Raw genomic sequence first — 12,212 nt, 5'->3', positions numbered from 1 at the left:
GACTCCAGTGGGTCGCGGGTGCCGCCGATCCCGATCACATGACGGACGTACGCCTCGCCGTTCTCCCTGGTCAGGCCACCGTTCTCCTTGAACCACGCCACCGTGTCGGCGTCGAGGACCTCGGACCTGATGTAGGAGTAGTAGGCGGAGGCGTTGCCGCCGAAGATGTGCTTGAAGTACGCGGTGTAGTAGCGCGCCCGCACGGCCGGATTGTCCAGCCCGGCGGCCGCGAGCGCGGCCGCCTCGAAGTCCCCCACCGCGTCCGGCGAGGTCGGCACATCATCGGGAGCCAGCTCGTGCCAGGCCAGGTCGATGAGCGCGGCCGCGAGGTATTCCGAGGTCGCGAACCCCTCGTTGAAGGTGGCGGAGGCCTCGAGCTTGCCGAGCACGTCGGCCGGGATCGGATCGCCGGTCTCGTGATGGACCGCGTAGTTGGCCAGCACCTCGGGCCACAGCATCCACATCTCGTTGACCTGGGACGGGTACTCGACGAAGTCGCGGTAGACCGAGGTCGCCGCGAACCGCGGATAGGTCGCCCGCGCGAGCAGCCCGTGAAGCGCGTGCCCGAACTCGTGGAAGAGCGTGTTGACCTGGTCGAACGTGAGCAGCGTCGGCTCCCCCGGCGCGGGCCTGGGCACGTTGAGGTTGTTGGTCACGATCGCCGACGACTCGCCCAGGAGCGTGTTGGCGGTGACGTAGGAGTTCATCCAGGCACCGCCCTTCTTCGAGTCACGGGTGTAGAGGTCGAGCAGGAAGAGCCCGATCGGCTCGCCGTCGCGGGAGACCTCGAAGACACGGACCTCGGGGTGATAGCCCCGCAGGTCGGGCCGCTCCACGAAGGTCAGCCCATAGAGCCGCTCGGCGGCGTAGAAGACCCCGTCGTGGAGCACCCGGTCGGCCTCGAACCACGGCCGCAGCACGGCCAGATCGACGTCGTACTCGGAGACCCTGACCTTCTCGGCGTAGTAGGGCCAGTCCCAGGCCTCGATCGGGCCCTGTCCGATCTCTGGGGCGGCCGAGGCCTGGAGAGCGTCCTGCTCGGCCCTCGCGTTGCGGGCCGCCGGCGCGGCGAGCCGCTCCAGCATGTCGCGCACCGCCTTCGGCGTACCGGCGGTGTTGTCGGCCGTCACGAGCCCGGCATAGCTGTCGAACCCGAGCAGCCGTGCCTTCTCCGCGCGCAGCCGCAGCGCGTCGAGGGCGATCGCACGGGTGTCGTTCTCGTTGCCGCGCGAGCCGCGGGCGATCTGCGCCTCGAAGAGCCGCTTGCGCAGGTCGCGGTTCTCCAGCACCGAGAGGTAGGGGTGGGCGGTGAACAGGGTCAGCGTGATCAGGAACTTGCCCTCGAGCCCCCGCCCTTCAGCGGCAGCGGAGGCCGCCGATATCTCGCCCGGGGTCAGGCCGGCGAGCTCCTCGACGGTGTCGACAACGACGGCGAGATCGTTGGAGTCCGCCTGCGAGGCCTGCCCGAAGGCGGCCTCCAGCCCGGAGATCTCCTGGTTGAGCTCGCGCAACCGCGCCTTCTCCACCGGACCGAGCGCCGCACCCGCGAGCACGAAGTCGTGGTGGTAGCGCTCGACCAGATAGCGGTCCTCCCCCTCCAGATCCGCCCGCTTGTCGAAGACCGCGTTCACGCGCGCGAAGAGAGCGTCGTCGAGCAGGAGTGCGTCCTGGTGGGCGGCAAGCCTGGGAGCGTACGCAGCATGGAGATCGTCCAAGGCATCGGACGAGTCCGCGGAGAGCAGCGAGAAGAAGACCCTCAGGACCCGGTCCAAGCGCTCACCGGAGCGTTCCAGGGCGACGAGGGTGTTCTCGAGCGTCGGCTCCTGCGGCGAGGATGTGATGGCGGCCAACGCCTCCAGCTGCTCGGTCATCCCCTGCTCGATCGCCGGGCCGTAGTCCTCGATCGCGATGTCCGCGAAGCGGGGCAGACGGTGGGGCAGGTCGCTGGGCTCGAGTAGGGCGTTGATCACATCGCGCACGCTATCTGACACACCTCGGATCGAGCCCGTGGATATCGGCTACCTTGGCATCATGTCGGACTTCGATGACCTCCTCGCCGCGAACCAGACCTACGCCGAGACCTTCACCGAGACCGGCTTCGACGGTGTCGCCCATGCCGGGGTCGCGATCGTGACCTGCATGGACTCGCGCATCGACCCGCTCGCGATGTTGGGCCTCGCCCACGGTGACGCCAAGATCTTCCGCAACCCCGGTGGCCGGATCACGCCGCAGGCGATGGAGGCGCTGGTGCTCGGCGTGCACCTCCTCAACGTCCAGCGCATCCTGGTCGTCCCGCACACCCGCTGCGCGGTCGCGTCCCAGACCGAGGCCGAGCTGCGTGCCAAGCTCGCCGAGTCCGCGGGCCAAGACGCCTCCTGGCTCCACCTGCACGTCGTCGACGACCAGGTCCGCGCGCTGGCCGAGGACGTCGCCAAGGTCCGCTCGCACCCGTTCGTCCCCGACGAGGTCAAGGTCGGCGGGTTCATCTACGACGTCGACACGGGGCTCCTCAACCAGAAGATCTGAGTCCGAGCCTACGACCGTGCGAGCGAAGCGAGCAGGGTCGTAACGCGAGGAGATCGAGCCAGCGCAGCGGGTGAGCCTGCGAACCCGCGAAGCGGGTCGAGATCCACGCCGAGAAACACATGCGCCCCAACCCGCTGAGAAAACACATGCGCCCCAACCACCCGTAGGCAACAGTTGAGCCGTGACCCTCACCGACCCGGCACAGCAGGACCCGGCAATCCGTGACATCGCCGCGCAGGCGATCGACCTTCACAAGACCTACGGCAAGGGTGATGCCGAGGTCCGCGCACTCGACGGCGTGAGCCTCGATCTGTACGCAGGTCAGTTCACCGCCATCATGGGCCCGTCGGGCTCGGGCAAGTCGACGCTGATGCACTGCCTGGCCGCGCTCGACAAGCCCACCACGGGCGAGGCGGTGGTCAACGGCCGCCGGCTGAGCAAGCTGCGCGACCGTCGTCTCACCGCGCTGAGGCGCGACAACATCGGGTTCGTCTTCCAGGCGTTCAACCTGGTCCCGACCCTGACCGCGCAGGAGAACATCCTGCTGCCGCTCTCCTTGGCCCGGAAGAGGCCTGACCCGGAGTGGTTCGACAAGGTCATCGACACCCTCGACCTGCGTCCGCGACTCGAGCACAAGCCGAGCGAGCTCTCCGGCGGGCAGCAGCAGCGGGTGGCGTGTGCCCGGGCGCTCGTCTCCAAACCCGACATCGTCTTCGCCGACGAGCCGACCGGCAACCTCGACTCCACCTCGGCCGCCCAGGTTCTCGACTTCCTGCGCCACAGCGTCGACGATCTCGGCCAGACCATCGTCATGGTCTCCCACGACCCGGTCGCCGCCTCCTACTGCGACCGGGTGATCTTCCTGGCCGACGGGCGCGTCGTCGACGAGCTGGCCCGGCCGAACCGGGAGCAGATCCTGGCCCACATGGCCGACCTGCAGGCGCGGGCGATGGGACTGATCGGCGAGGGCGCCTGAGGGTGAACGAGCGTCAGCGAGTGAACCAGACAATCGGCACGCCGCCACGTCCGTACTCTGGCGCCTGCGCAACGGCGACGACCGGAGCGAGGTCGAGCGGCGAGCTTGCTCGTCCGCTCGTGCCGAGCGAGGGAGTGACCCCGCGAAGCGGGGAGGTGGCGGCGTGCTCCGGCTGACGCTGCGCAACCTCGCCGCGCACAAGGTGCGCCTGCTCATGTCGACGCTCGCGATCGTGCTGGGCGTGGCCTTCCTGGCCGGCGTACTCACCTTCTCCCACGGCCTGGACCGCACCTTCTCCGGGATCATCAACGGCTCCACGCCCGATGCCCAGGTCCGCCCGACCAACAGCGGCACGGCAGCCGAGAGCGCCGCCCGCCCCGGCGGTGGCGGCGCTGCGTCGCTGAAACCAGGAGCCATCGAGAGGCTGCGTACGCTGCCGGAGGTGGCCCGCGCCGACGGCCAGGTCCAGGGGTCCGGGGTCTTCGTGCTCAACACCGATGGGCAGCTGGTCAGCAGCTCGGGCGCTCCGACGCTCGCCTTCAACCACACCGGCTCGCCCAACCTGCTCGGCGAGCCGATGCTCGAGCTCGACGAGGGACGTTGGGCGCGTACGACGAAGGAGATCGTCCTCGACGAGGCGACCGCCGAGAAGGCCGGCTACCGGGTCGACGACACCGTCACCCTGATCGCTCCGCAGGGCGAGACCCGCCGCAAGGTCACCCTCACCGGGATCGCCTCGTTCAACGGCGGCGGCACCGCCGGCGCCCAGCTGCTCCTCTTCAGCACCGAGGGTGCCCAGAGCCTGTTCACCGAGGGCGAGGACACCTACTCCGGGGTGTCGCTGACGGCCGCGCCGGGTGTCACGCAGAAGGAGCTGGTCGAGGCCGCGAGCACCGTCGTCCCCGACGGCTTCGAGGCAGTCACCGGTGACCGGGTCGTCTCCGAGTCCGAGGACGCCATCGGCGACTTCCTCGACGTGATCTCGGTCTTCCTGATCGTCTTCGCGGTGATCGCGGTGATCGTCGGAGGGTTCATCATCGTCAACACCTTCTCGATCCTGATCGCGCAGCGCTCCCGGCAGCTGGCACTGCTCCGGGCTCTGGGCGCCTCGCGCGGCCAGGTGACCGTCTCGGTGCTCTTCGAGGCGCTGGTGATGGCGCTGGTCGCGGCCACCCTCGGGATCCTCGCGGGCTGGGCGCTCGCCCACGGCCTGGCCTCCGCGTTCCGCCAGGCCGGGCTCGAGATCGCCTCCGACGTCCTGGTCCTCACCCCACGCACGATCTGGGTCTCCTACGCCGTGGGCGTGCTCGTCACGCTCGCGGCGGCACTCCTTCCGTCCCGCCGGGCGGCGAAGGTCCCGCCGGTCGCCGCCATGCGCGAGGACACCCAGCCTCCGGCGAGATCCACCATCCTGCGTACGTCGGTGGGGCTCGTGCTCCTGGCCGGCGGGCTCGCCCTCGCCGCGGTGCCACGGATCGGGGTCCCGGACATCGACCTGCCCGGAGGGATCCAGGTGCCGACGAGCCCGGCGCTGTGGGTGGGCGTCGGGGCCGGGGTCTCGATCCTCTCGGTCGCCTGGATCAGCGCGTTCCTCGGCCGCCCGGTGCTGGCGGCGCTGCGTACGGTCAGCGGCCTGGTCTTCGGGATGACCGGCAAGCTGGCCGGGCAGAACGCGATGCGGGATCCGCGGCGTACGGGCGCAACCGCGTCGGCGCTGATGATCGGCCTGGCCCTGGTCTCGCTGATCGGGGTGCTCGCGGCGTCGATGAACGCCTCGATCTCCGACGTGGTCGAGGAGCAGTTCAAGCCCGACCTGGTCGTGCAGAGCCCGACCTTCACTCCGTTCCCGGCCTCGATCGGAGACGAGATGGAGAAGGTCGAGGGTGTCGCCACCGTCTCCCGCTCCCGGATCGCGCAGGCCGTCGTCGGCAAGGTCGACCTGCGCAACCCGAAGAAGAACGACGCCGAGCTCCTCTTCGGCGTCGACGAGCACCTGCCGCGGATCTACGACCTGGAGGTGCTCGAGGGCAGCGAGGACGTCAAGCCCGGCCAGGTGCTGGTGACCGACGAGGCCGCGAAGGAGCACAAGTGGCAGCTCGGTGACCGCATCGACCTCACCTTCCGCAGCGGCCGCCAGCAGCACCCGCAGATCAGCGGGATCATCGCGCCGACCCAGGTGACCGGTGACATCACGATGCGCATCGAGGATCTCGTCGAGGCGAAGGCACCTCGGGAGGACTCCGCACTCAGCATCGTGCTGGCGCGCGGCGCCGACCCGGCCACCGTCCACGACCGCCTCGACAAGCTGATCGAGGACCGTCCGATCGTCGCGGTGCAGGACAAGGACGAGTTCGCTGCCTCGATCAAGGGCCAGGTCAACCAGCTGCTCTACATGATCTACGGCCTGCTCGCCCTGGCGATCGTCATAGCCGTGATCGGGATCGTGAACACCCTCGGCCTCAGTGTCATCGAGCGCACCCGCGAGATCGGCCTGCTGCGTGCCATCGGGCTCTCCCGTGGCCAGCTCCGCCGGATGATCACCCTGGAGTCCGTCACGATCGCGGTGCTCGGGGCGGTCCTCGGGCTCGGGCTCGGGGTCCTCTTCGGCGTACTCCTGCGCGACGCCCTGCGCGAGGATCTCTCCAGCCTCTGGGTGCCGTTCGACCAGCTGGCCGCCTTCATGGGGGTCGCTGTGGTCGTCGGCGTCCTGGCCGCGGTCGTCCCCGCTGTCCGCGCCGGGCGCGAAGACGTCCTCAAGGCCATCGCCACGGAGTAGCCTGCTGGGGGTGAGCACCGAGCACCCGACAGACCTGCCCGAACCCTCCCTCCGCGTCGGCGAGCCGGAGACGGCCGCGGTCGGGATTCCGGGGGTGGCGCACTCGATGGAGTACGCCCTGCGCGAGATGGGTCCCAAGCGCAGCCTGCAGACGCTGCTGAAGGTCAACCAGGTCGGCGGCTTCGACTGTCCCTCGTGCGCGTGGCCGGACCCCGACCACCGCAAGGCGGCCGAGTTCTGCGAGAACGGCGCCAAGGCGGTCGCCTGGGAGGCGACCCGCAAGCGGGTCGACCGCGGCTTCTTCGAGACGCACTCGGTGGCCTCGCTCCGCGAGCGCGACGACCACTGGTTGGAGTCGCAGGGCCGGCTGACCGAGCCGATGTACCTCGCCCCTGGTGCGACCCACTACTCCCCCATCCCCTGGGCCGAGGCGATCGATCTGGTCGCGGACAGGATGCGCCGGACCGACCCGGACCGCTCCGTCTTCTACACCTCCGGCCGTGCGTCCAACGAGGCCGCCTTCGCCTATCAGCTGCTCGCCCGGCGACTGGGCACCAACAACCTGCCGGACTGCTCCAACATGTGCCACGAGTCCAGCGGCGCCGCGCTGGGCGAAGTCCTCGGGATCGGCAAGGGCACCGTCACGTACGACGACATCGCCGAGCATTCCGACCTGATCCTCGTGGTCGGCCAGAACCCTGGCACCAACCACCCGCGGATGCTGACCGCGCTCGAGTCGGCCAAGCAGCACGGCGCCGCCGTGGTGTCGGTCAACCCGCTCGAGGAAGCCGGCCTCGGACGCTTCCGCAACCCCCAGACGCTGCGCGGCGTCTCGGGCGTCGGCACCAAGCTGGCCGACCTGCACGTGCCCGTTCAGGTCAACGGCGACCTGGCCCTGTTCGCCGGGATCAACAAGGCGCTCGTCTCCCGCGATGCCGTCGACCATCCGTTCCTGGAGGAGCACACCGACGGGTTCGAGGTCGCCGCCGAGGCGTGGGCCGCGATGGAGTGGGACGAGATCTCACGACTGAGCGGGATCTCCCGGCAGGAGATCGAGGACCTCGCCGATCTGGTGGAGGGCCGCGAGCGCATCATCGTGTGCTGGGCCATGGGCCTGACCCAGCACAAGAACGCCGTCGCGACGATCCGCGAGATCGCCTCCTTCCTGCTGCTGCGCGGCAACATCGGCAAGCCCGGCGCTGGTGCCTCGCCGATCCGCGGTCACTCCAACGTTCAGGGCGACCGGACGATGGGTGTGTGGGAGAAGCCGCCGTCATGGTTCCTCGACGCGCTCCGGGACGAGTTCGGCATCACCCCGCCCCTCGAGGACGGCTTCGACACGGTCGCGACGATCGAGGCGATGCGCGACGGTGCGGTCGACGTCTTCGTCGCCCTCGGTGGCAACTTCGCCGCGGCGACCCCCGACACGGCGGTCACCACCGCCGCGCTGGCCAACGTGGGTCTCACCGTCCAGATCTCGACCAAGCTCAACCGCAGCCACGTCCATCACGGCCGTGAAGCGCTGATCCTGCCCTGCCTGGGCCGCACCGAGAGGGACGAGACCGGTGGCCGGGAGCAGTACGTCACCGTCGAGGACTCGATGGGCATGGTCCACACCTCGCACGGCCGGCTGCTGCCGGGTTCGAAGAAGCTTCGCAGCGAGGTCGCCATCATCTGCGCTCTCGGCGACGCGATGTTCGGCTCCAGCGAAGGCATCGACTGGGTCTCGATGGGCCTTGACTACTCCCGGATCCGCTGGCACATCTCCGCGGTGATCCCCGGCTTCGAGGACTTCGAGACCCGGCTGAAGGCGCCCGGCGGCTTCGCCCTGCCCAACGGCCCCCGCGACTCGCGTACGTTCAACACGGCCACCGGGCGCGCCCGGGTCACCGCCAACCCGCTGAGCGCCGTCTCGACTCCCCCAGGACACCTGCTGCTGCAGACCCTGCGCTCGCACGACCAGTTCAACACCACCGTCTACGGCTACGACGACCGCTACCGCGGCATCAAGGGCGGGCGTCACGTGGTCTTCGTCAACCCCGAGGATCTCCTCGAGCTCGGCATCGACGACGGCCAGACGGTCGACATCATCTCGGTCTGGACCGACGGCGAGCGCCGCGCCGAGGGCTTCCGTGTCGTCGCCTATGCCACGCCTCGCGGCAGCGCCGCGGCCTACTTCCCGGAGACGAACGTCCTCATCCCCCTCGACTCCTACGCCGACGGCAGCCGCACCCCGACCTCGAAGTCGATCGTCGTACGCCTCGACCACAACCCCCGCCGAGTCGGCTCGTCCTGACCACAACCCCCGCCGAGTCGGCTCGTCCTAACGCGCCGACTCGGCGATGAGTCACGTCAGTCCGCGGCGAGTCGGCAGGTTGCGGGGAGTCACCCGCCGGGATGCCTCGGCCGTCCGGAATTACTTTGCCGGGGCCGCTGTTGACACCTATCGTGATGCGCATGTTCCGCGTGGTTTCCGAGATCGACCTGTCAGGCAAGAGCCTGACGGGCGCTCCCACGTGGGCACCGTCAGTCGATTGCACCGGCGCTCGAAGCTGACCCTCCTCCTGCCCAGCAGGACCCGCGGAGGAGGGTGGCCCGAACCGGCCCCCTCTACGCGGTGACAGCGCTGTGGAGGCTCGCCGGAGGGTCCTGGCTCACCCCGAAATCTTCTGACGGAAAAAGGATCTCTCATGGCCAAGAGCCAGTTCGTGCGGACCAAGCCGCACCTCAACATCGGGACGATGGGTCACGTCGACCACGGCAAGACCACCCTGACCGCGGCGATCACCAAGGTGCTCGCCGAGCGCGACCCGAGCGTGAACGACTTCGTCGCCTTCGACGGCATCGACCGTGCTCCGGAGGAGCTGCAGCGCGGGATCACGATCAACATCTCCCACGTGCAGTACGAGACCGCGACCCGGCACTACGCACACGTGGACATGCCCGGGCACGCCGACTACGTGAAGAACATGATCACCGGCGCGGCCCAGGTCGACGCGGCGATCCTGGTCGTCTCCGCCCAGGACGGCGCGATGCCTCAGACGCGCGAGCACGTCCTGCTCGCGCACCGGGTGGGCGTGCCGTACCTGGTGGTCGCCCTGAACAAGGCGGACATGGTCGACGACCCGGAGCTGCTCGACCTGGTCGAGCTGGAGGTCCGTGACCTCCTCTCCGAGTACGGGTTCCCCGGCGAGGACGTACCGGTCGTTCGCGTGTCCGGACTGAAGGCGCTGGAGGGCGACCCGACGTGGACCACGGCGATCGGTGAGCTGCTGGACGCGGTCGACGGCTACGTACCGGTGCCGGAGCGTGAGCTCGGTGAGCCGTTCCTGATGCCGATCGAGAACGTGGTCACCATCACCGGCCGCGGCACGGTGGTCACCGGTGCCGTCGAGCGCGGGTCGCTGAAGGTCGGCGACGCGGTCGAGGTCGTCGGCCTCGGCGCGACGCTCACCAGCACGGCGATCGGGCTCGAGACGTTCGGCAAGTCGCTGGAGTCCGCGGACGCGGGCGACAACGCGGCGGTGCTGCTGCGCGGCGTCAAGCGCGACGAGGTCCGTCGCGGCCAGGTGGTGGCCCTGCCCGGCAGCGTACGGCCGCACCGGAGGTTCCGGGCGAACCTGCACGCGCTGTCCACGGCCGAGGGTGGTCGGCACACTCCGTTCGCCGCGGACTACCGCCCGCAGTTCTACTTCCGTACGACGGACGTGCCCGGCGGGATCGACCTGGGTGAGATCGCCATGGTCATGCCCGGCGACACGATCGAGCTCGGAGTGGAGCTGGAGAAGCCGATCGCGATGGACGTCGGCCTCGGCTTCGCCGTCCGCGAGGGCGGTCACACCGTCGCGGCCGGCACCGTGACCGAGCTGCTCGACTGAGCTGGTCGACTGAGCTGCTCGATCACGATGTTCGACTGAGAAGGGAACGGCCCTCACCTGGTGGGGGCCGTTCCTCCTTGTCTCAGTCGCGGGGACGCCAGCGCTTCCACAGCGCCTCGCCCTCGGCGCGGACCTTCCCGTCCCACTCCATCCGCACCACCGCGGTGATCTGGTCCTCGCTGGCGTCCTTGGCGGAGGCGACGAGCGTGACGGGCTCCTTCAGCGGCGCCGGCCGGCGATAGCGTACGTCGATCCCGGCCGTCACATAGGCCAGCGACTGACCCTCGGCAGGCATCCAGCCGCTCAGGAAGGCCTCCTGGTGCACCGCCGCGGCGCTGTGGCAGTCGAGGAGGGTCGCGATGATCCCGCCGTTGAGGAAACCGCCGCCGTTGTCGTGCTGCGGCCACGGCTGGAAGGTCGCGGTCACGCTCCCGTCCAGCTGGGGGTAGCTCTTCAGCCTGAGCCCGTCCGCGTTCGCAGGCCCGCACCCGAAGCAGGTCATCGTCGGCCACCACTCGTCCTGCAACGCGATCATCTTCACCGCGTCACCATAACCACTCGTGGGTGCCGTCAGCCGATCCCGGTCCGGAACCCCTCGCGCCAGGTGGCGTAGGACGGTGCCCATCCGAGCTCCCGCCTGGCCTTGGCGTTGGAGGATCCGCGCACCGAGATCATCAGCGCGACCCCGAACTCGCCGATCAGCGGCCGGGCCACCCACGCGGGGAGCCGCATCGGGTTCCGCCCGCCGACCTGCTCGGCCAGGAACGGGATCCACTGGTTCACCGGCGCGGGCTCGTCGTCGACGATGTTGTAGACGCCGGGGGCGCCTCGGTCGAGCGCCGCGACGGTCGCTGCGGCCACGTCGTCGATGTGGACGAACGACCACACTCCGGTCCCACCGCCGACCACCGGCATCTTGCCCTTGCGCAACATCTCGCCGAGGGCTCCCTCGCGGGAGGTCGCGTTGCCGGGCCCGTAGAAGTTGCCGTAGCGGAGCACGATCCCCTCGAGGTCCGTCGCGGAGGTCACGGTCTCCTCCAGGTGCCGGATCGCGGCCAGGGTGCCGCGCGCCTCCTTGCCCGGGTCGGCGATGAGCGGGGTCGTCTCGTCCTTGACCCAGCCACCTGTGCGCTCGTTGGCCCAGCCACCACCGAAGCTCTGCGCGACGAACCGGCGCACGCCGCTGGCCCGGGCGGCCGCCAGCAGGTGGTCGGTGCCCTCGATGCGCAGCCGGTTGGTCAGCGCGAACTCCTGGTCCCACTTCTTCAGGTTTCCGCTGAGCCCGCCGAGCGCGGTGAGCTGGTGCACGATGACATCAGGCCCGGCCTTCGCGACGGCGTCCTGGACGCTCGGCGCACTCAGCGGGTCCATCACGATCCCGGTCGCGCCCATGGCGGCGAGGGCGTCGCACCCCGCGTCGTGGCGGGTCGAGCCGTAGACCTCGTGTCCGGCGGCCACCAGCAGCGGCACCATCCGGCTGCCGACCGCCCCGGTTCCCCCTGCGATGAAGATTCGCATTGCCTGTTCCTCTCGTCGATGTTCGATCCCACCGACGAAACACCCTGCGCCGGTGTGACAGCCGGCGTAAGGTTCTTCGGTCGTGGACCTCGCAACCGCCCACGACGGGCTCCGACCGCTGATGTTCTCGATCGCCTACCGGATGCTCGGGAGCGTCGCCGAAGCCGAGGACATCGTGCAGGAAGCGTTCCTGAGGATGCATCGCAGCACCGAGAAGGTCGACAACCTCGACGCCTACGCCACCACGGTCACGACCCGGATCGCCATCGACACCCTGCGATCGGCCCGCCACCGCCGCGAGCAGTACGTCGGGCCGTGGCTCCCCGAGCCGATCCTGGTCGACGACGCCGACCCCGCGCACCGGATCGACCTCGACGAGACGGTGAGCACCGCTTTCCTGGTCCTGCTCGAGTCGCTCACGGCCGTGGAGCGTGCGGTGTTCGTGCTGCGCGAGGTGATGGGCTATGACTACGAAGACATCGCGACCGTGGTCGACAAGAGCGCGACCAACTGTCGCCAGATCTTCACCCGGGCCCGC

The 12,212-nt window shown here is 69.4% G+C and carries 9 protein-coding genes; 6 read left to right on the top strand and 3 right to left on the bottom strand.

Translation table 11 applies throughout. From position 1 onward, the window contains the following. Positions 1–1,970, bottom strand: a 1,970-nt coding sequence (locus ACRDPS_RS07890) for a M3 family metallopeptidase (RefSeq protein WP_431501076.1), incomplete at its 3' end; no start/stop codon positions are given. Between the two features lie 61 nt (positions 1,971–2,031). Here ACRDPS_RS07890 and ACRDPS_RS07885 point away from each other — a divergent pair. From ACRDPS_RS07885 to tuf, 5 genes are all read left to right on the top strand, one after another. Beyond that, a complete protein-coding gene (locus ACRDPS_RS07885) occupies positions 2,032–2,526 on the top strand; it encodes a beta-class carbonic anhydrase (RefSeq protein WP_431501075.1) in 495 nt (164 codons plus the stop codon). Positions 2,527–2,743: 217 nt separating this feature from the next. Further along, on the top strand, positions 2,744–3,502 hold the full coding sequence (locus ACRDPS_RS07880; RefSeq protein WP_431501078.1) for an ABC transporter ATP-binding protein: 759 nt from the start codon (positions 2,744–2,746) through the stop codon (positions 3,500–3,502). Between the two features lie 163 nt (positions 3,503–3,665). After that, positions 3,666–6,278, top strand: coding sequence for an ABC transporter permease (locus tag ACRDPS_RS07875; protein WP_431501074.1), 2,613 nt, complete (start codon positions 3,666–3,668; stop codon positions 6,276–6,278). A gap of 10 nt (positions 6,279–6,288) precedes the next feature. Continuing rightward, the gene (locus tag ACRDPS_RS07870) at positions 6,289–8,574 is read left to right on the top strand and encodes an FdhF/YdeP family oxidoreductase (RefSeq protein ID WP_431501073.1); all 2,286 of its coding nucleotides are present in this window, start codon (positions 6,289–6,291) and stop codon (positions 8,572–8,574) included. A gap of 394 nt (positions 8,575–8,968) precedes the next feature. Continuing rightward, positions 8,969–10,156 carry an elongation factor Tu gene (tuf, locus tag ACRDPS_RS07865; RefSeq protein ID WP_431501072.1) on the top strand — a complete coding sequence of 396 codons (1,188 nt, stop codon included), beginning with the start codon at positions 8,969–8,971 and terminating at the stop codon, positions 10,154–10,156. Between the two features lie 82 nt (positions 10,157–10,238). On the opposite strand, the gene ACRDPS_RS07860 is transcribed toward tuf, so the two are convergent. Together ACRDPS_RS07860 and ACRDPS_RS07855 are read right to left on the bottom strand one after the other, a co-directional pair. After that, positions 10,239–10,691 carry a PaaI family thioesterase gene (locus ACRDPS_RS07860; protein ID WP_431501077.1) on the bottom strand — a complete coding sequence of 151 codons (453 nt, stop codon included), beginning with the start codon at positions 10,689–10,691 and terminating at the stop codon, positions 10,239–10,241. A 35-nt stretch (positions 10,692–10,726) separates the two neighbouring features. Beyond that, positions 10,727–11,674, bottom strand: coding sequence for an NAD-dependent epimerase/dehydratase family protein (locus tag ACRDPS_RS07855; protein WP_431501071.1), 948 nt, complete (start codon positions 11,672–11,674; stop codon positions 10,727–10,729). 82 nt (positions 11,675–11,756) lie between these two features. Between ACRDPS_RS07855 and ACRDPS_RS07850 the strand changes: the two genes are divergently transcribed. Beyond that, on the top strand, positions 11,757–12,212 hold a 456-nt coding region (locus ACRDPS_RS07850), incomplete at its 3' end, for a sigma-70 family RNA polymerase sigma factor (protein WP_431501070.1).

The organism is Nocardioides sp. (assembly GCF_050699375.1).
Taxonomy (GTDB): Bacteria; Actinomycetota; Actinomycetes; order Propionibacteriales; family Nocardioidaceae; genus Nocardioides.
This window is presented reverse-complemented; position numbering and strand designations above follow the sequence as displayed.